The organism is Actinoplanes sp. NPDC049681, from assembly GCF_044465265.1.
Classification (GTDB): Bacteria; Actinomycetota; Actinomycetes; order Mycobacteriales; family Micromonosporaceae; genus Actinoplanes.
Genome location: NZ_JBITLP010000005.1, coordinates 115,053 through 134,278 on the forward strand (window position 1 = coordinate 115,053; position 19,226 = coordinate 134,278).

Genomic DNA, 19,226 nt, shown 5'->3' on the forward strand with positions numbered 1-19,226 from the left:
TAGACAAAAAAACCCTCTGGGGGGGGCGGGGTGGACTTCGTACGGCATAAAACGCCCCACCAGCCGTCTTGGTCACCCCGGCCCCCCACCGTCGACCGCAAGCAATCACTCAGGCATGAGACAACCCGAAAGCAACAAGAAACCCCGCCACGGTCACCAGCCCGATCAACAGATGAGCATCCTCGAAGGCCTCAGGAATCATCGTGTCGGCGACCATGGCCAGAATCGCCCCGGCGGCCACCGCGGTCACCCCGGCGAGCAGAGCATCCGACGTCCCCCCGAGCAGCGTGTACCCCGCCACCGCCGCCAACCCGCTGACCAGAGCGATTGCGCTCCAGAGCCCGAAGACATACCGCGGAGTCCGCCCGGCATTACGCATGCCGGCCGCACTCGACAACCCCTCCGGCACATTGCTGATGAACACCGCCGCCACGGTGACCGCCCCCACGGCACCCCCACCGAGCAGGCTCGCCCCGATCACGATCGATTCGGGGATGCCGTCGAGGAGAGCGCCGAGGGCGATCGCCGTACCCGATCCCGCGTCCTCGCTCTCGGACGGCTGCTGGTCGCCGGAGCGTTTGCGGTGCCGGGCGCCGTGCATCGCCAGCACGACATTGCAGGCGGTGTAGACGACGGCGCCCGCGACGGCCCCGATCACCGTGGGTCTCAGGCCGCCCCGCTCGTTCGCCTCCTCGATCAGTTCGAAGGCGACCGCCGACAGCAGGACACCCGCGCCGAAGCCCATGATCCCCGCCACCACGTGTCTCGGCACCGGAAGGAGGTAGCCGACCGCGGCCCCGATGAGCAGGGCCGAGCCCGCGAGTAGTCCCCATCCCCCGGCCTGCAACCACTCTGGCATGGCGGGATTGTGTCACCCCTTGACGGCCCCGGACGTCAGACCGGTCACGATGTAGCGCTGAAGGATCTGGAACACGAGCACCGTCGGTACGGCGGTCAGCAGCGTCCCCGCGCAGAACATGCCGAAGTTGTTGTTGCGTTCGCCGGCCACGAGCCCGTACATGCCGACCGACAGGGTCTTGGCCCCGGTGTCGGTGAGGAACACGTTGGCGATGAGGAACTCGTTGATGGTGCCGATGAACGCGAGCAGTGCCGTGACCGCCAGGATCGGCGCGACCAACGGCAGCAGGATGCGGAAGAACGTCTGGGCGTGGGAGGCGCCGTCCATCGTGGCGGACTCGTCCAGTTCCCGCGGCACGGTGTCGAAGAAGCCTTTCATCAGCCACGTGTTCACCCCGAGCGCGCCGCCGAGGTAGAGCAGGATGAGCCCCCACGCCTGGTTGAACCCGATCGGCGGCCACAGGTCGGTGATCGTGGAGAACATCAGGAAGATCGCCACGATGGCCAGGAACTGCGGGAACATCTGGATGAGCAGCAGAGCCAGGAGGCCGGCCCGCCGGCCGCGGAAACGCATGCGGCTGAAGGCGTACGCGGCCAGCGCCGACAAAAACACCGAGGCGGCCGCGGACACGCCCGCCACCAGCACCGAGTTGAGGAACCAGCGAGGGAACTGCGTGTCGGTCAGCAGGCGGGTGACGTTGCCGAGCGACGCGCCGGTCGGCACCACCGACGTCGACGACAGGGTGCCGAGCGGGTTGAGGGCGGCCGACACCACGAACACGATCGGGAACAGCGAGAAGATCAGGGCGAGCACGGCCACCGCGTGCCGCCACCCCACGCGCGACAGCCACGTCATGAGTAGACCTCTTCCTGGCGGCGGGTACGGCGGAAGCTGATCGCCGAGATCACCGCGACGATGACGAAGATGAAGATGGACACCGCGGCGGCGAACCCGTACTGGGCGCCCGAGCCGCCGAAGGCCAGCCGGTAGGTGTAGGTGATCAGCAGGTCCGTGGCCCCGTTCGCCGGGTTGTCGGCGGCGAACGGCGCGCCGTCGGTGGTCAGGTAGATCGCGTTGAAGTTGTTGAAGTTGAACGCGAACGACGAGATCAGCAGCGGGGTCAGGGCGACCAGCAGCAGCGGCAGCGTGACCCGGCGCAGGGACTGCCACGCCGACGCGCCGTCGAGCCGCGAGGCCTCGGTCAGCTCGGCCGGGATGGCCTGGAGGGCACCGGTCGCGACCAGGAACATGTACGGATACCCCAGCCACAGCTGGACGAGGATCACCGCGATGCGGGCCGACGCGGTGCCGCCGAACCAGTCGACGTCGAGCCCGAACAGGTTGTTGATCAGGCCGAAGTCCGTGTTGAACATGTCCCGCCAGACGAGCAGCATCGCGAACGACGGCATCGCGTACGGCAGCACCAGCAGCGTCCGGTAGAGCCGCCGCCCGCGCACCCGCGGCGAGTGCAGGGCGAGCGCACAGAGCAGGCCGAGCACGAAGGTTCCGCCGGTCGAGGCCAGAGCGAAGATCAAGTTCCAGATGAGGGTACGGGTGAACGGCCCGGAGATCGCCGGGTCGGTGACGAGGCGGGTGAAGTTGGCGAGCCCGACGCCGACCTTCCAGCCCTGGGCCAGCCGTTCGCCGTCCGCACCGACGAAGGCGCCTTGGGAGTCGTCGGCGGTCCACGTCTTGCCGGTGGCGGCCTCCCGGATGCAGTCGCACGCGGCGTCGTACGCCCGCCCGGCCCGGCCCTCGTAGGCGCGCGACAGGCCCTGGGATCGGATGGCGCCGCCCGGGGTCGGCACGGCCAGGTCGGTGATCTCCCGGCTCCGGGCGCTGGCCTGGCCGCCGGTGAGGATCGTGTACCCGGCCGCGCTGGTGACCCGTCCGGCGGCGTTCACGGTGGCCCGGCCCGGCGGGAGTTCCGCCAGCCCGCCGGCGTCCCCGGCGGAAACCTTGCCGGTGGCCGGGTCGGTGACCAGGAAGGTGAGCGGGCCGGTCGCCGCGTCGCCGGTGGTGGCGACGGTCAGCGCGTACTCGGCGGATCCGGGTACGCGCGTGACGGACGCGGTCTGGATGGCCACGACGGCCTGCTGCTTGTCGCCGCGGTGGCCGTCGCTGAAGTTCGTGAACGCGGTCGACGCCGTGTACAGGACGGGGAACAGCTGGAAGGCGACGAGGAACAGGGTGCCCGGCACCAGGTACTTGGCGGGCACGTGCCGCTTACCGGCGTACAGGTAGAACAGCCCTGCCGTGGCCGCGACCAGGACGGCGAGGCCGGCCCACTGCCGCTGCTCGATCAGCGGGAAGGCGGCCCACAGGGCGATCGCGGCGGTGAGGCCGAGCAGCAGAATGGTGAGGAGCCGGCCGGAGGAACCGCTCCGGCGCGGCCGGGGGGCCTGCGCCGGAGCGGTCTCCCGCTCGAGGAGCGCGGTCATTACTTGATCTGGCCGGAGATGGTCTTGGCGGCCGCGGTCAGCGCGGTCTTCGGGTCGGCGCCGCCGATGACGGCGGACTCGGCCTTGCCGAACGGGTCCCAGATCGTCGCCATCTCGGGGATCGCCGGCAGCGGTACGGCGTTCTTGCCGGCGTCGACGAACTTCGCGAGGTCCGGGTCGGCGCCCTTGACCTGGTCGAAGGCGGCGGTCAGCGCCGGCGGCCGCGGCTCGGCCTGGTAGAGCGCGACGGCGAGTTCCGGCGTGGTGACGTAGTTGGTGACGAACTCCTGCGCCAGGGCCTTGTTCTTGCCCTTGGCGGCCACGTAGAACGTCTGCACGCCGAGGAACGGCTGGGCGGGCTTGCCGCCGGCGAAGCCGGGCACGGGCGAGACGTCGTACGCGATCTTGGCCTTCTTGGCATCGGTGATCGCCCACGGCCCGGAGACCAGGAACGCACACTTGCCGGCGGTGAACGTGGCGATGGAGTTCTCGACGGTGATGGAGCGCTTGAGCGCGCCGTCGCCCTTCTCCCCGAGCTTGCGGATCTTCTCGAAGGCGGCGATCGACTCGGGCTTGCCGACGCCGAGGTCCTTCTTGTCGTAGTCGCCGTTCGCCGTCCGGCCGAAGAGGTAGCCGCCGGCGGAGGTGAAGAACGGGTACAGGTGGTAGGCGTCGCCGTTCTGGCCGACCTGGAGGCAGAGGATCTCGCTCGCCTTCTTCTCCGCCTTGAGCTTCTGACCGGTCTTGACCAGGTCCTCCACGGTCGCGGGGGCCTCGGGGGCGAGCTTGGTGTTGCGGATCAGGGCGAGGTTCTCCGTCGCGTACGGCACGCCGTAGGTCTGTCCGTTGAAGGTGACGGCCTTGAGCGCGTTGGGGGCGATGGCCGCCTGCTGGGCCGCGGTCAGCTGGACCGGGTCGACGGCGCCGTTCTGCACGAGGTTCCCGATCCAGTCGTGCGCGCCGACCATCACATCCGGGCCGCTGCCCTGCTGGGAGGCGGTGACGAAGGTGGTCTGCTGGTCCTTGGAGATGGCCTGCACCTCGACGGTGACGCCGTTCTCCTGGCCGAACCGGTCGGCGAAGGGCTTGAGGGCGGCGGCGCGCTTGTCGTCGGCCCAGATCACGAGCTTGCCGCCGGCCGCCGGGGCGGCGGACGACGACGTTCCGGGGGTGTCCTTGGTGCCGCTGCACCCGGCGGCGAGGGCGATCAGGGCGATCGCGGCTATGGCACGAATGCGCATTTTCTACTCCAATTGGGCAGCACGGGGCCGCCCGCTGCACAGAGTGGGATCGAGGGGAGGTTGCTGACGTCGCCGGGACGTTAGCAAGGAGTTTCTGTCAATGGAAGAGCTTGCAGGCGTTCCGCAAGAACTTCCAGGGTCTACAGTGACGCCCATGCGCGCACGACTCTCCGATATCGCGCGCCAGGCCGAGGTCAGCGAGGCGACGGTGTCGCGGGTGCTCAACGACCGGCCCGGCGTGTCCGCCGACACCCGGCAGGCGGTGCTGACCGCCCTCGACGTCCTGGGCTACGAACGGCCCGAAAGACTGCGCAAACGCAGTGCGGGACTCGTCGGCCTCATCGTCCCGGAACTGGAGAACCCGATCTTCCCGGCGTTCGCCCAGACGATCGAGTCGGCGCTGTCGCAGTCGGGCTTCACCCCGGTGCTGTGCACCCAGACCCCGGGCGGCGTGACCGAGGACGAGTACGTCGAGATGCTGCTGGACCGGCAGGTGTCCGGCATCGTGTTCGTCTCCGGCCTGCACGCCGACACCACCATGGACCACGACCGCTACCGGCGCCTCGTGGACCGGCCGCTGCCGATCGTGCTCATCAACGGCTTCGCCAAGGGCCTGAACGCCCCGTTCATCTCCTGCGACGACCGCCTGGCCGGCGAGTTCGCGGTCAACCACCTGGTCGCCCTCGGCCATCAGCGCATCGGCTTCATCTCCGGCCCGGACCGGTTCCTCAACGTGCAGCGCAAGCTGGACGGTTACCGTACGGCGATGCGCCGCGAGCTCGGCCTGCGCGACCGGGAGGTGGACGACATGGTCGCCCTGACGCTCTTCGGCGTCGAGGGTGGCGAGGTGGCGGCCGGGCAGCTGCTGGCCAAGGGCGTCACGGGCATCGTCTGCGGCTCGGACCTGATGGCGCTGGGTGCGATCCGGGCCGCCCGCCGGCGCGGGCTGAGCGTGCCGCGCGACGTGTCGGTGGTCGGCTTCGACGACTCGCCGCTGATCGCCTTCACCGACCCGCCCCTGACCACGCTGCGCCAGCCGGTGGCCGCCATGGGCAACGCCGCCATCCGGCAGCTCGTGGACGAGATCCACGGGCACGGCGCGCCGCGTTCGGAGTACGTCTTCCCGCCCGAGCTGGTGGTCCGGGGCTCCACCGCCATCAACAAGAGCGACCACGGCCCGGAGAGTGTGAAGTTTTCCGCCGCATGAGTCGTACCTGTTAACTTGATCTTTGAAAGTTGTTGCGGGCCTTCCAGTGAGGGCCCGCTGCTGCTACCTGGGGTTCCTCGGCGACACGCCCGCCGGTAAGTAAAGCTCGCTGTAAGCCAAACCGGATGTTCGGCACAAATTGCCGCGGGGCATTGAACGCTTTCTCTTTACGATGCCGAAACACGCTGCTAACTTTCCTCCACTTGCGCAAGGAGTTTCATCCGCTGCTCGCGCCCCTGGAGGCTTCCCATGCGTACCCGTCCGGTCGTCGCCGCCGCGGTGACCACCCTGCTCGCGACGGCCCTCCTCGCCGCCGGCGTCGTCCGGCACGGCGGCCGGGCGGAGGCCTCGGCCGCCTCGCCCGGCGCCAAGGACGTCATCGTGCACCTTTTCGAGTGGCCCTGGGCCTCGGTCGCCAAGGAGTGCACGACCGTCCTCGGTCCCAAGGGCTTCGGCGGCGTCCAGGTCTCGCCGCCCCAGGAGCACGTGGTGCTGCCGGCCAAGGGCTACCCCTGGTGGCAGGACTACCAGCCGGTCAGCTACCAGCTCACCGGCCGCCGCGGGAACCGGGCCGCCTTCGCGAGCATGGTGCAGACGTGCCACACCGCGGGCGTGAAGATCTACGTCGACGCGGTGGTCAACCACATGGCCGGCGGCTCCTCGACCGGCACCGGCAGCGGCGGCTCGACGTACTCCCAGTACGCGTACCCGGCAGTGCCGTACGGCAACGGGGACTTCCACCACTGCGGGCGCAACGGCAACGACGACATCGTCAACTGGGGCGACCGCTGGGAGGTCCAGAACTGCGAGCTCGTCGACCTCTCCGACCTGAAGACCGAGTCCTCGTACGTGCGCGGCAAGCTCACCGCGTACCTGAACGACCTGGTGTCCCTGGGGGTCGACGGCTTCCGGGTGGACGCGGCCAAGCACCTGCCCGCCGCCGACCTGGCCGCGATCGTCGATCCGGTCACCGGCGACCCGTACGTCTTCAGCGAGGTCATCGAGGGCGGCAGCGGTGAGCCCGCGCCCGAGGAGTACACGGGCATCGGCGACGTCACCGAGTTCCGCTACGGCGACGTGGTCGGCGGCGCCTTCAAGGACGGCACGCTCTCGGGGCTGAACACCCTCGCCGACCGGATGCGCCTCGGGTCCGGCGACGCGGTGGCCTTCGTCGACAACCACGACACCCAGCGCAACGGGCGGGCGAAGCTGACCTACAAGGACGGCGCCCCGTACGCGCTCGCCGAGGCGTTCATGATCGCCTGGCCGTACGGGATCCCCCAGGTCATGTCGAGCTTCACCTTCACCGACCCGGAGGCCGGCCCGCCCGCCTCGGCCGACGGCACCACCACCGCGGTGAGCTGCGGCAACGGCTGGCAGTGCGAGCACCGTACGCGGACCACGGCCAACATGGTGGCGCTGCGCAACGCCGCCGCCGGCGCCGCCGTCACCAACTGGTGGAGCAACGGCTCGAACCAGATCGCCTTCGGCCGTGGCAGCGCCGCGTACGTCGCGTTCAACCGCTCGGGCTCGGCGCTGACCCGTACCTTCCAGACGTCGCTGCCCGCCGGCACCTACTGCGACGTGATGGCCGGCGATGCCACCGGCGGGTCCTGCTCCGGGCCCGCGTACGCGGTGAACGCGGCCGGGCAGGTGACCGCCACCGTCGCGGCGAACTCGGCGCTGGCGCTGCACATCAACGCCCGGGGCACCGGGACCCAGCCGGCCGGCTGCCCGGCCGCCTCCGTCTCCTTCGCCGCGAACGTCACGACGACCTGGGGCCAGAACGTCTACGTCACCGGCAACACCGCGGCCCTCGGCAACTGGAACCCGGCCTCCGCGGTCCCGCTGTCCTCCGCGTCGTACCCGGTGTGGACCGCCACCGTCTCGCTGCCCGGTGCCACCTCGGTGCAGTACAAGTACATCAAGAAGGAGGGGTCGGCGGTGATCTGGGAGAGCGATCCGGATCGCACCCGGACCACCCCCTCCTCGTCGCCCTGCAGCGCGACGTGGAGCGATTCCTGGCGGTGAGCCCGTCCGGCGTTTGACACTGCGCGGCATCATCGCGCCGTGACCTTCGTCCTGCGGCGCAGCCTGCGTATGCGGCTCATGCTGGTCTCGGCGGTCCTGCTCACCGGCGGCTTCCTCGCATCCGCGTACTCGTGGGACATCGCGTTCTGGGTGGACCAGGGGTGGGGTTGCGACCTGACCGTGCTGCCGCGGGCCGTGCGGCCGTGCGGGCGGATCGTCGTGGACAGCTGGAAGATCCGTGCCGCCCTCTACGCGGTCCTGGCGGTGCTGCTGCTGATCGGCGCGCGGGCACTCGCCGCGTGGTGCCTGCGCCCGGTCCGCGACATGGTGCCGGTCATCGCCCAGGTCGGGCCGCAGAACCTGGGCTTCCGCATCGCCACCGGCGGCAACCGCCGCGACGAGCTGACCGCCCTGTCCGGCGCCCTCAACACCATGATGGACCGGATCGCCGCCGGCTACGAGGGCCAGCGCCGCTTCGCCGCCAACGCCTCGCACGAGCTGCGCACCCCGCTCGCCGTCCAGCGGACCCTGATCGAGGTCGGCATGGCGACGACGTTGTCGGCGGACCAGATGGCCCTGCTGACCACGCAGCTGCTGCAGACCAACGAACGCAACGAACGACTGATCGAGGGCCTGCTCGTGCTGACCGAGGTGGACCAGGGCCTCACCGGCCGTACGCCGCAGCAGCTCGACAAGATCGCCGCCTCGGTCCTGACCGCCCTCGAGGACCAGGCCGCCGCCGCCGGGCTCACCCTCACCGCCGACCTGACCCCGCGGACCGTCCCGGGCGAGGAGGTGCTGCTGGAACGCCTGGTCACCAACCTCGTCCAGAACGCGATCAAGTACAACCGGCCGGGCGGCACCATCCACGTCACGGTGGGCGGATCCCCCGCCCTCACCGTGGTCAACACCGGCCGGCCGGTGCCCGCCGATGCCGTGGCGGGCCTGTTCGAACCGTTCAAGCGCCTCGGCTCCGACCGCATCGACCACAGCGGCGGCGCGGGCCTCGGCCTCGCGATCGTCCGCTCGATCGTCCACGCCCACCGCGGCACGGTCACCGCCGAGCCGGGCGACGACGGGGGCCTGCGGGTGGAGACGTACCTGCCGGACGAGTGAGGGGAGCGGGACCGACCGGCCCCGCTCCCCCCGCTCCGTGCGTGCTTCCGGTCAGCCGATGACGGTGGCCGGGGTGGAGTTCTGGAAGTCGCCGACCCGGTAGGCGACCACCTGGTAGCGGTTGCCCGGGGCGTAGGCCCCGTCGGTCCAGCCCTCGGTGTTGGTGCCGGCGACGAGGCCGACACGGTCGATGAGGTGCTGCTCGCCGGCGATCGAGTTGTCGATCACCAGGAACGGCTGGGCCGTCACCGCACCGGCCGGGGCCACGGCGGTGTACGACGAGGTGACCCAGTTGCTGGTCGACGCGACGGTGTTGCGGTGGTTGGGCGCGAACTGACCGAGGCTCTTGCCGGTGGCGTCACGCCAGGTCATGCCGGTCCGGACCGAACGGCCGCCGCTGGTGAGCGCCTTGAACGAGGTCACCGAGGTGTACGTGGTGCCGGCCGTGACCGGAACCGCCAGGCCGTTGACCGTGACCGTACGGGTGGTGCTGCCGGTGGTGACCAGCATCGAGCCGTTGCCGACCGCGGCGTCACCGGTCTTGGCCGCCACCGTGGCGCCGTTGGCGGTGTAGCCGGCGACACCGTTCTCCATGCCGGACTGGTCTGCCGAGTACAGGTTGCCCGGGATGACGGGGCTGCCGACCGGGTAGTAGGCGACCTCGACACCGTTGCGGTAGACGCGGTAGCCGCCGACCGGGCTGTAGGTGGCTGGGTCCTGCGCCACCGACTCCGACCAGGTGAACGCGCCGTTGGGGGCGGTCAGGCCGGTCGGGGCGAGGGCCGCGAGCGCGCCGTACTTGCGCTGGCCGCCGAGCAGCCGGCTGGTGGTGTTCCAGCCGTCGCCGTTGGCGTCGGTCAGCTGGATGTTGGTGACCGAGACGGCGCTGGTGGTGCTCGAGCCGATCTGCATGCCGTACCAGCTGGTGGGCCAGGCCTGGTCGTCGGCGATCGAGTTGTGGTGCACCTTGTCGCCGTTGCCGATGCCGATCGCGATGCCGACGCTGTCGAAGCCGGAGTACTGCGTGGACCCGCGAACGCCGACGTTGGTGATCTGGTTGCCGGTGACGGTGTCCGCGGCGTTCTTGTCGGCGTTGCTCACGCCGGTGATCAGGATCGCGCTCTCGGCGGTGTTGGTGATCACGTTGTCGGTGATCGTGTTGTTGCCGCCGGGGTAGCGGACGTGCGTGGTGGTGCCCTGCGCGTAGTCGTCGTAGACGGCGGTGATGGCCGTGTTGAACGTGTCGTGGATCCGGTTCCGGGTGACGACGACGTCGCGGGTGTTGGTGACGTCGAAGTTCTCGCCCGAGTGGTCGTAGTTCGCGTTCGACTTGAGGACGATGTTGGCGCCCTTCAGGTCGTTGTCGCTGAAGGTGCCGCCCACGACGGACTCCAGGTAGACGGAACCGTAGCCGGTCACCTTGCGCTGGTCGGCGTAGTACCGGTTGGCGACGACCTTGTTGTTGCGGAACGTCACGTTGCGGGCGTGGGTGAAGTCGAAGGCGTTGCCGCGGATCGTCTGGTCCCACTGGTTGTTCTCGATGACGGTGCCGGTGTTGTCGCTACCGCCGCCGATGTTGTCCTCGTCGCCGCTGCCGGCGCCGAACCAGTTGTCCCACCGGTTGTCGATGATGTGGACGTCACGGGTGGCCTTCACCCACAGCTTGAAGTAGTTGAAGTTGGTGAACCGCACCTGCTGCACGGTCCAGCGGTTGCCCACCTTGATGCCGCCGCCGCTGTTGTTGTCGTTGCCGAGGCTGCTCTCGCACCCGGTCAGAGCCGGATCCTCCGGCACGATGGTGGGTTCCTTGCTGCCCGTCTCCGAGTAGCCGCCCTTGCCCTTGATGCAGCGGCCGTTCAGGGTCAGGTCGGAGACCGTGTTGACGCTGCCCGGCGACGGCTCGGCCGTCAGCGACTGGTCGGCAGCGGGCCGGATCATGAACGAGAACCCGAAGTTGGCCCACGGGGCCGCGTCGTCGATCTTGATGGCGGTCGTCTTGATGCTCGAGCCGCGCAGGTTCACGTTGACCGGCAGCTTCAGCGGCTTGGTGATCGAGTAGGTGCCCTCCCCGAGCAGCACCGTGCCGGGCACGGCCGGCGTGACGACGGTGCCGTCGGCGTCGACGACGGCGGCGGTCGCGCGGGTCCCGGCGGCGTTCAGCGCGTTCTGCAGGACGGTGTAGTCGTCTCCGCCGGTCGGCGAGGCCACCAGGGCGCACCGCAGGTCGGCGGCGCAGGCGGTGGTGGTCAGCGGCGCCGGGCTGACCGTGGCGTCCAGCGAGTAGGGCGCGTCCGGCTGCTCGGTCGCGGCGTACGCAGCCACCGACCCGAGCGGTAGCACGGGCACGGCGGCGGCGATCAGGACGGCGGGCAGTGCGCGCAGCGCCGTTCGCAGCGGGCGACGAGGTTGGCGAATCAATTCCACTCCAGCTTGTCGGTTTCCGGCGGGTTCCCGTCCGGGTGCATTCGCTGGTCAACGTACGGGTGGAATGCCCGGGACCTTAGCTTCGAGTGATTGGTCTGTCCTGCCCGAATGGTCGTACTCCTCGGCCGCTCGGCCACCCCGCCATTGACCGTCGAGTCGCCGCCCCGGCCGTCCCGCCCCGGCAGCCGCCGTGCGCCGGATCGTTATGATGGCCCATCGACTGCAGTCGTCGTACGGGGCGAGATGGACATTCCAGGCGACCCGGATCCGCTGCTCCAGCCCGGCGAGGCGCTGGACCGGCTGGCGGCCTGGAAGGGCCGGATCGACCGGCTGGCCGCCGACACCAAGGCGATGAGCGACCGCCTCGGCGAGCTGCGCACCACCGCCGCCGACGACAACCGGATGGTCGAGGTCACCGTCGATGCGCAGGGCGCCCTGGTCGACCTCCGGCTCGGCCCCCGCATCCGGCAGGTCGATCCCGAGGTCGTGGCCCGGACCATCATGACGACCATCCAGCAGGCCCGCCGCCGGGCCGCCGACCGGGCGCAGGAGATCATCGCCGAAACGGTCGGCACCGAGTCCCCCGCCGCCCGGGCGATCGCGGCCCAGGTGGGCGAGCGGCTGCGGGGCGCCGCGCCGCAACGGGACGGCCGGTGAGCCCGGTGACCGACGGTTTCCTGGTCGACGCGGCACAGATCCGCCGCCACATCCGCAACGTCGAGGCGATCCGCGCCCGCTTCGCGGCGGTACGGGCGGCCAGCACCCACATCGCCCAGGACGACGGCGCGTACGGGCTGCTCTGCAGCTGGCTCCCCGCCGTGCTGGAGGGCCGCCACCAGCGCCAGGACAGCCTGGTCGCATACGTGGAGGAGAACCTCGCCCTCGCGGCGGACGAACTGGCCGCCGTGGCCGACGCGTACGAGGAGGTCGACGCGGGCGCCGCCGACGCGATCCGCAAGGCCGGCGAAGGGCTGGGCCGATGAGCGACGCCTCCCTGATCGCCGGCGTCGTCTCCACCCGCGAGCCGTGGACCGGGGCGTCGCTGGCCGACAGCTTCCAGGGCCTGGTCACCGCCATCAAGAGCGAGGGCTGGGTCGACGACCTGCTGGCGGGCGGCGCCTTCGCGGTGGAGGTGGCCGCGACCGCCCTCGACCCGTTCAGCGCCCTGCTCGCCAACGGCCTCGGCTGGGCGATGGAATACTTCGAGCCGCTGCGCTCGGTGCTGGACGAGCTCACCGGCATGCCCGACGTGGTCGCCTCGCACGCCGCGACCTGGAACAACATCGCCGCCGAGCTGAGCGACATGGCCTCTGCGCTGCAGAGCAACCTCCACGGCGACCTGCCCGACTGGCAGGGCCGGGCGGGCTCGGCATACACGAACCTGATGGGCCACAACGTCGAAGCGATCGGCGGCCTGGGCGCGGTCGCCGCGGCGATGGCGGCGGCCACCGAGGCCGCGGGCAACCTCGTGCAGTTCACCCGCGACATCGTGCGGGATCTCATCGCGGACCTGGTCGCCCGCGTCATCGTCTGGGCCGCCGAGGCCATCTTCGTGGTGACGATCCCGCTGATCGCCGAGCAGATCGTCGCGGCGGTGGTGAAGTGGGCGGGACGCATCCTGACGTACACCACCGCCCTGATCACGAGCCTCACCAACCTGACCCGGCTCCTGAACGGCTGAGTCACGACGCCCGCTGCCATCGGTACGGGCAGGTACTCGAGGTGTTGAAGGCGGCCGCCCGGATGCATTGACGGCGAGCTCGCCCGTAATGTCCGGTACATGGCTTCTCGTTCCCGCCTGGCCGTATCACTGGCCGCCGCCCTCCTTCTGTCGGCCTGCACGCCGAACGGCACACCGGCCGCGCCCGCCGGGTCCCCGCCCGTGGGCGGCGGGGATGCCCGGCCGAACGTCGTGTTCGTGCTGACCGACGACCTGTCGGTGAATCTCGTGCGGTACATGCCCCACGTGCGGGCCCTGCAGAGCCGCGGTGTCACCTTCACGAACTACACCGTCACCGACTCGCTGTGCTGCCCGTCGCGGGCGTCGCTGCTGACCGGCAAGGTGCCGCACCGGACCGGCGTCTTCACCAACGGCGGTATCGACGGCGGGTTCGTGATGTTCCATCGGCGGGGCCACGAGAGCCGGACGTTCGCCACGGACCTTCAGGGGGCCGGGTACCGGACGGCGTTGTTCGGCAAGTACCTCAACCGGTATCAGCCGGAGAACACGATCGGTGGCGGGCGTCCGTACGTGCCGCCGGGGTGGAGCGGGTGGTACGTCGGCGGTGACGCGTACGGCCAGTACGGCTACGAGCTGAACGAGAATCACGTGGTGCGCCACTACGGCCACGAGCCGGACGACTATCTGACCGATGTGATCAGCGCCAAGGCGTCGGCGTTCATCGAGGAGTCGGCTGCTTCCCGTACGCCGTTCCTGGTCGAGCTGGCGACCTTCGCGCCGCATTCGCCGTACACCCCGGCCCCGCGCGATGCCGACGCCTTTCCCGGCCTGACCGCGCCGCGCGGGCCGGCCTTCGACGCGCTGCCCGCCGGCGCGCCGAAGTGGCTGGCCGGCCGGCCGCCGCTCACCGAGGACGAGCGCGCGCAGATCGACGTCGTGTTCCGCAAGCGGGTGCAGGCGGTGCAGGCGGTCGACCGGATGCTGGGGTCGCTGCAGGCCACCCTGGCGCGGGCGGGCGTCGACCGCAACACCGTGGTCGTGTTCAGCTCGGACAACGGCTTCCACACGGGCGAGTACCGCCTGAACCCCGGCAAGCAGACGGCGTTCGACACCGACGTGCGGGTGCCTCTTGTGGTGGCCGGGCCGGGCGTCGACGCGGGGCGTACCGTCTCCGCGCCGGCGCAGAACGTCGACCTGCGGCCCACCTTCGCCGACCTGGCCGGCGTCCCGGTGCCCGCCGACGTCGACGGCCGCAGCCTCACCCCGCTGTTCGCCGGTCCCCCGCCCGCGGACTGGCGCACGGCCGCGCTCATCGAGCATCACGGCCCCGACTTCGACCCCTCCGACCCGGACCGTCCCCGCCCGGGCAGCGGCAACCCGCCGACCTACGCGGCTCTGCGCACCGCGGCGTACACCTACGTCGAGTACGTCGACGGGTCGCGGGAGTTCTACAACCGGCGGCAGGATCCGCACCAGCTGCGCAACATCGTGGAGCAGCTGCCGGCGGCGCGGCGTGCGGCTCTGCACCGGGCGTTGAAGCGGTTGACCACCTGCCGCGCCGCGTCCTGCCGCTCGGCGGACCGCGTCACGGGCTGACCGCCAGCCGTTCCCGATAGGTCACGCGATCGAAGGTGAGGGTCCGAGCAGCATGCCCCAGTGGGGACGGCACGGTTGCCGGAACGCCGACCAGGTCACCGCGTGGGCCCCCACGTCGATGCGCGCCAGCAGCCAGAGACCGCACGGGCACCCGAGCAGCAGGACCTCGCCCGTGCCGTAACCGCCGTAGTACGGGTCGATCTCGCCCCGGGAATGCCGGTCCGGCCCGCCGACCTCCGCGGCGGAGAGCCGTCGTGGCTCTCGGCGATGAACCGCTCCCGCTCGTCGTCCGAGTCGAAGTCGTCGTCGTCGACCTCCAGCGCCCAGAGCGGCCTGCCCGCGTCGGCCGCGAGGTCGCCGAGGTCCACGCCGTCGATGTGGACGGACACGACAAGCTCGTGCGGCTCCTCCCGGGCCGGGCGGTAGCGGAAACTCGATGTCGTTGACGGCGCACCCCTCCCGGCGTTGACGGCAGTGATAACTGTCGATACCGTGCCGTCGGCAGGTAGGGAGTCTTTCATGCTCAGAACAGTGCTGGCCGCCGTATTACTGGCGACGGGCCCGGCCACCGGCACCGTCACCGTCGAGACGGTGAAGGTGAACGGCAGCGGCTGCCGGCCGGACACGGTGGCGGTGGCGTTGTCGCAGGACAAACAGGCCTTCACCGTGCTGTACAGCACCTACCTGGCCCAGGCCGGCGCCGCCACCAAGAACAAGGACGAGCGCCGCACCTGCAGCATCACCGTCCGGCTCACCGTGCCGCCCGGTGTCTCGTACGCCATCCCGTCGGTCGACTACCGCGGCTTCGCCCACCTCGAGCCGGGTGGCTCGGCGACGCTGTCGGGGCGCTACCACTTCCAGGGTTCGGGCGCGCCGTCGTCCACGGTGCATTCCTTCGGCAGCGGGTTCGACGACGACTGGCTGGTGACCGACGTCGTGGGCACGAGCCCGGTCTACAGCCCGTGCGGCAAGGACAGCAAGGTCGACATCGACACCGAGCTGCGCGCCCTGGCCGACCGGGACGACGCGCCCACCAGCTACATCACCATGGATTCGACCGACGGCACGGTCGCCGCCACGTACCACCTGGCCTTCCGCAGCTGCTGACTCACAGGTCGCGGCGGCCGAAGGCGACGGCGGTGAGGCCCAGGACCAGCGCGATCCACACGGCGGTCCAGGCCAGGTAGGCGGTCGTGAGCGGGGCCATGCTGAGGAACGGTGACTCCTCGATGCCCGAGCCGGCCTGCAGCAGCAGCGCGGGGTCCTGGAACGCGTTCATCGCCCCGCGCCACAGCCCGTCCGTCGGCAGCAGCATCCGCGACACCGTCCCGACCTCGGCCACGCTCTCGTTGCCGAGGGCGTCACCCACCGAGCCCACCACGCCCGCGATCCAGGTGGCGCCGAAGAGGCCGACCGCCACGATGCCCGACGCCATCGGGGAGATCGCGGTGGACAGCAGCAGCCCGAGGGTGAGCAGCACGGCCGTCTGGGCCGCGAGCAGGGCCAGGCCGGTGACCGGGTGCGGCGGCCAGTACCCGATGGTGAGCCGGACGATGACGAACTGGGCGAGCCCGGCCACGGCCACGAAGCCGCCGCCGAAGACGACCAGCCCCAGCCACTTGCCGAGCAGGACCGCCGGGCGGCGGATCGGCCGGGCCAGGACCGCCAGCGCGATCCCCGACTCGATCTCCCCGGCCACCGTGGGCCCGGCCAGGAACGCGGTGCCGAGCGCGGCGATCAGGCTCAGGCCGAACATGACCAGGTTCAGCACGGTGGACCCGGCGACCCGCGCCTCGCCGGAGGTGAAGCCGCCGAACTCCGCGTCGAGCCGGGCGAAGCCCCAGGCGCTGAGCGCGAGCAGCAGGATCGTCAGCACGGCGAGCGAGCGCAGCACCCGCCGGCGGGCGGCCTCCTGCAGCGTGAGGGCGGCGACGGTGAGGACGGTACGGGCGGTCATCGGTGCTCCTCGCCGGAACCGGTGCGGAGGATGTCCAGGAGCCGCTCCTCGAGGCTGACCCGGGCGGGTTCCACCGCATGGACGCGGACGCCGAGGCCGACCAGGTCGGCCACCAGGTCGGGCACGGTGGCGGGTCCGGGATCGGCCGGCAGGTCGATCGTGTACGCGTTCCCGCTGCGGGTGAGCCGTCCGGTGGCGGCCAGCCGCGCCTCGGCCCGCTCGCCGACCCCGTCCAGCCGCAGCCGCAGCTCGCGCCCGCCGAGCAGCTCGGCCAGGGTGCCCGAGGCGGCGACCCGGCCCTTGTCGAGGATGACGACCCGGTCGCAGACGCGCTCCACCTCGCCGATGAGGTGCGAGTTCAGCAGCACCGCGACGTCGCGCTCGCGCAGTGCGAGCAGCAGGTCCCGGACGTCGGCGCGACCCAGCGGGTCCAGGGCGCTCGTCGGTTCGTCGAGGACCACGAGCTGCGGGCGGGCCACGAGCGCGACGGCCAGCCCCAGCCGCTGCTGCATGCCCTTGGAGAAGCCGCCCACCCGGTCCCCGGCGCGGTCGGCCAGGCCGACGCTCGCCAGGCATTCGCGCTGCTCCGGTACGGCCACCGCAGCCCCGGACAACCGCACGTGCAGGGCCAGCACCTCGGCGGCGGTGAGCCACGGCTGGTACCGGAACAGCTCGGGCAGGTAGCCGACGCGCGCCCGCGCCCCCGGGTCCGTGGCCGGCCGGCCCAGCAGGAGCACCTCACCGGCGTCGGGCCGGACCAGGCCGAGCAGGATCTTGATGACGCTGGTCTTGCCGGCGCCGTTGGGCCCGAGCAGGCCGACCACCTCGCCGCGGCCCACGGTGAACGACACGCCGTCGACCGCGGTCCGCCGCCGGTACCGTTTGCGCAGCCCCGAGCACCACACGGCGGGCGCCGGGGGCAGGTCGGCGAGCAGCCGCCGCGCCGCCTGGAGTCCGGGGCCGGTCACCGCAGCCCCCGGGCGACGGTCAGCACCTCGCCGGTGCTCAGGGAGCCGGCCACCGCGGTGATGACGCCGTCGTCGACCCACACCACGGCGGCCATCAGCCCGTCCCGCGAGGCGAGCACGGTCGCCGGTGTGCCGTTGACGTCGGCGGCGGAGGTCGTCAGCTCCTCCGCCGACGTGAACAGCGGCAGCGTGGTGCCGTCGGCCGAGAAGGTGCGCAGCTGGGACGCGACGCTCTTGGGCAGGATCGGCAGGGACAGCAGGTAGTCGCGGGCCGTCTCGAACGGCACGCCCGAGGAGAAGGCCTTGGGGGCGATCACGCGGCCCACGACCATGGCGGGCACCGGGCGGCCCTGCTGCCAGACCTCGGCGATCCCGGGCCCGGCGGTCAGGCGGAACCGGCTGCCGTCCAGGCCGGGCGGCGGAGGCGGCAGCGTCTTACCGGCCGCCGCGGCGGTCCGTGCGGCCTTCGCGGCGGAGTACGTGAACACCGCGCTGGTCCGGCCGCCGACCTGGTACTCCGGTTCGCCGGACACACCGCCCGGCAGGCCGGTCACCTTCGGCAGCGTCAGCCCGGTGGCCTTCTCCGCGGCGGCGGCGTCGGCCACCGTCCGTACGGTGACCTTCTCGGTGACCGCGACATCTCCGAAGTCGGACAGGTCCGGAAGCTTGACCAGGTCGGCCTCCGGGGCGGTGACCGGGGCGATCCGCTCGGCGCGGAATATCGGCAGCCAGTCGGCAGCGGCAGCGGCACCGGCCCCGGCGAGAAGGGCGACGACGCCCACCACGGCGACCACCGGACTGCGCAGGGCCGTGTGCCACCGCCGGGCCGGGACGGGCGTACGGTCCCGCCGGTCTCCCTCGGCCGCGACGGCCCGGGACAGCCGCGCCCAGCCGGCATCGACGTCGGGGGACGCGTCGGCGGCCAGTGCCGCACCGGTCAGCGCCGCGTCCTCCCGCGCGGCGGCGAGCCCGGCGAGGCACGAGGGGCAGCCCGCCACGTGGTCGCGGTCGGCCTGGGCGACACCGGCCGGTTCGTCCACGAGCCGGCGCAGTGTGCCGTCAGTCGGATGACGCATGACGGTTCAACTCCTTGCGTAGGGCGGACTCGGCGCGCCGCACGACGGTGCCCACGCTGCCGGGTGACAGGCCGAGGGCGGCCGCGACCTCGGCATAGCTGAGGCCGCTGTGCCGCAGAACGAGGGCGACGGCCTGCCGGCGGGGCAGCCGCGCCAGAGCGGCCCGTACCCGGCGGCGCTCGTCGAGCGTCACGACCGCGTCCGCGACATCCGCGGCGACGGCATCCCGCTCTCGGACGTACTCCTCACGGGCGGCGCGCCGGCGGCCGGACCGCAGATGGTTGAGCGCGGTGTGCGCCGCGGCGACGGACAGCCAGCCCATCGCCTCCCCCGTCGGCACCGCGGAGCGCCCGAAGGTCAGGAAGACCTCCTGGGCGACGTCCTCGGCCTCGTCGCGGGAGCCCAGTACCCGGGCGGCGACCCCGACGACCCGCGGATAGGCGTACCGGAAGACCGTCTCGAGATCGGCGCGGACGCCCCCTGGGCGCGGGAGAGCCGTCACGGCACCGCCGTCCTTCCGTTCCGCTCGCCGGGCCGGCGGGTCATGGTCGTCCGCGGCCAGGACGGCGACTTCTTGCTCCATACCCGCAGAGCACCGCCGACGCGGCGGATGTGACACCCGGCCGGTT

At 71.3% G+C, this 19,226-nt stretch carries 18 protein-coding genes; 8 read left to right on the plus strand and 10 right to left on the minus strand.

The window, feature by feature from the left end:
• Nucleotides 1-109 precede the first annotated feature (109 nt).
• Genes ACIBO8_RS18885 through ACIBO8_RS18900 form a run of 4 tightly spaced genes read right to left on the minus strand, consistent with a single transcriptional unit; the run spans nt 110 to nt 4,541 of the window.
• Nucleotides 110-859: a ZIP family metal transporter gene (locus ACIBO8_RS18885; RefSeq protein ID WP_396116524.1), complete on the minus strand. Its 750-nt coding sequence runs from the start codon at nt 857-859 to the stop codon at nt 110-112.
• Between the two features lie 12 nt (nt 860-871).
• Nucleotides 872-1,714 (minus strand): sugar ABC transporter permease, encoded by an 843-nt coding sequence (locus ACIBO8_RS18890; RefSeq protein ID WP_396116526.1) that lies wholly within the window; start codon nt 1,712-1,714, stop codon nt 872-874.
• Nucleotides 1,711-3,300 carry an ABC transporter permease subunit gene (locus ACIBO8_RS18895; RefSeq protein WP_396116527.1) on the minus strand — a complete coding sequence of 530 codons (1,590 nt, stop codon included), beginning with the start codon at nt 3,298-3,300 and terminating at the stop codon, nt 1,711-1,713. The genes ACIBO8_RS18890 and ACIBO8_RS18895 overlap by 4 nt, the downstream gene beginning before the upstream one ends.
• Nucleotides 3,300-4,541, minus strand: coding sequence for an extracellular solute-binding protein (locus ACIBO8_RS18900; protein WP_396116528.1), 1,242 nt, complete (start codon nt 4,539-4,541; stop codon nt 3,300-3,302). The genes ACIBO8_RS18895 and ACIBO8_RS18900 overlap by 1 nt, the downstream gene beginning before the upstream one ends.
• Before the next feature lie 154 nt (nt 4,542-4,695).
• On the opposite strand from ACIBO8_RS18900, the gene ACIBO8_RS18905 reads away from it, so the two are divergent.
• The 3 genes from ACIBO8_RS18905 (at nt 4,696) to ACIBO8_RS18915 (ending at nt 8,895) form a co-directional block, all read left to right on the plus strand.
• Complete coding sequence (locus ACIBO8_RS18905; RefSeq protein WP_396116530.1) at nt 4,696-5,748, plus strand: LacI family DNA-binding transcriptional regulator; 1,053 nt, start codon at nt 4,696-4,698, stop codon at nt 5,746-5,748.
• A gap of 249 nt (nt 5,749-5,997) precedes the next feature.
• Entirely contained in the window at nt 5,998-7,779 is a 1,782-nt protein-coding gene (locus ACIBO8_RS18910; RefSeq protein ID WP_396116532.1) for a carbohydrate-binding module family 20 domain-containing protein, read from the plus strand.
• Nucleotides 7,780-7,818: 39 nt separating this feature from the next.
• Nucleotides 7,819-8,895, plus strand: coding sequence for an ATP-binding protein (locus tag ACIBO8_RS18915; RefSeq protein WP_396116533.1), 1,077 nt, complete (start codon nt 7,819-7,821; stop codon nt 8,893-8,895).
• A 51-nt stretch (nt 8,896-8,946) separates the two neighbouring features.
• Here the strand turns inward: ACIBO8_RS18915 and ACIBO8_RS18920 are convergent, their stop codons facing one another.
• A complete protein-coding gene (locus tag ACIBO8_RS18920) occupies nt 8,947-11,313 on the minus strand; it encodes a hypothetical protein (protein WP_396116534.1) in 2,367 nt (788 codons plus the stop codon).
• Nucleotides 11,314-11,562: 249 nt separating this feature from the next.
• On the opposite strand from ACIBO8_RS18920, the gene ACIBO8_RS18925 reads away from it, so the two are divergent.
• The 4 genes from ACIBO8_RS18925 to ACIBO8_RS18940 all read left to right on the plus strand — a co-directional run bounded on the left by ACIBO8_RS18925 (nt 11,563) and on the right by ACIBO8_RS18940 (nt 14,596).
• Nucleotides 11,563-11,976: a YbaB/EbfC family nucleoid-associated protein gene (locus tag ACIBO8_RS18925; RefSeq protein ID WP_396116535.1), complete on the plus strand. Its 414-nt coding sequence runs from the start codon at nt 11,563-11,565 to the stop codon at nt 11,974-11,976.
• Nucleotides 11,977-11,981: 5 nt separating this feature from the next.
• Nucleotides 11,982-12,302, plus strand: a complete 321-nt coding sequence (locus ACIBO8_RS18930; protein ID WP_396116536.1) for a hypothetical protein — start codon at nt 11,982-11,984, stop codon at nt 12,300-12,302.
• On the plus strand, nt 12,299-13,000 hold the full coding sequence (locus tag ACIBO8_RS18935) for a WXG100 family type VII secretion target (protein ID WP_396116537.1): 702 nt from the start codon (nt 12,299-12,301) through the stop codon (nt 12,998-13,000). The genes ACIBO8_RS18930 and ACIBO8_RS18935 overlap by 4 nt, the downstream gene beginning before the upstream one ends.
• Before the next feature lie 99 nt (nt 13,001-13,099).
• The gene (locus tag ACIBO8_RS18940; protein ID WP_396116538.1) at nt 13,100-14,596 is read left to right on the plus strand and encodes a sulfatase; all 1,497 of its coding nucleotides are present in this window, start codon (nt 13,100-13,102) and stop codon (nt 14,594-14,596) included.
• Between the two features lie 95 nt (nt 14,597-14,691).
• Here ACIBO8_RS18940 and ACIBO8_RS18945 read toward each other — a convergent pair whose 3' ends face one another.
• Nucleotides 14,692-14,985, minus strand: coding sequence for a hypothetical protein (locus ACIBO8_RS18945; protein ID WP_396116539.1), 294 nt, complete (start codon nt 14,983-14,985; stop codon nt 14,692-14,694).
• 130 nt (nt 14,986-15,115) lie between these two features.
• Here ACIBO8_RS18945 and ACIBO8_RS18950 point away from each other — a divergent pair, with 130 nt between their 5' ends.
• Complete coding sequence (locus tag ACIBO8_RS18950; RefSeq protein ID WP_396116540.1) at nt 15,116-15,703, plus strand: DUF4360 domain-containing protein; 588 nt, start codon at nt 15,116-15,118, stop codon at nt 15,701-15,703.
• A 1-nt stretch (nt 15,704) separates the two neighbouring features.
• On the opposite strand, the gene ACIBO8_RS18955 is transcribed toward ACIBO8_RS18950, so the two are convergent.
• The 4 genes from ACIBO8_RS18955 to ACIBO8_RS18970 are packed head-to-tail and all read right to left on the minus strand — an operon-like array spanning nt 15,705 to nt 19,180.
• Nucleotides 15,705-16,553: an ABC transporter permease gene (locus ACIBO8_RS18955; RefSeq protein ID WP_396116541.1), complete on the minus strand. Its 849-nt coding sequence runs from the start codon at nt 16,551-16,553 to the stop codon at nt 15,705-15,707.
• Nucleotides 16,550-17,521, minus strand: coding sequence for an ABC transporter ATP-binding protein (locus ACIBO8_RS18960; RefSeq protein ID WP_396116542.1), 972 nt, complete (start codon nt 17,519-17,521; stop codon nt 16,550-16,552). Before ACIBO8_RS18960 ends, ACIBO8_RS18955 begins: the two co-directional genes overlap by 4 nt.
• Complete coding sequence (locus ACIBO8_RS18965; protein WP_396116543.1) at nt 17,518-18,597, minus strand: hypothetical protein; 1,080 nt, start codon at nt 18,595-18,597, stop codon at nt 17,518-17,520. The genes ACIBO8_RS18960 and ACIBO8_RS18965 overlap by 4 nt, the downstream gene beginning before the upstream one ends.
• Entirely contained in the window at nt 18,581-19,180 is a 600-nt protein-coding gene (locus ACIBO8_RS18970) for a sigma-70 family RNA polymerase sigma factor (RefSeq protein WP_396116544.1), read from the minus strand. Before ACIBO8_RS18970 ends, ACIBO8_RS18965 begins: the two co-directional genes overlap by 17 nt.
• Nucleotides 19,181-19,226: the final 46 nt, after the last annotated feature.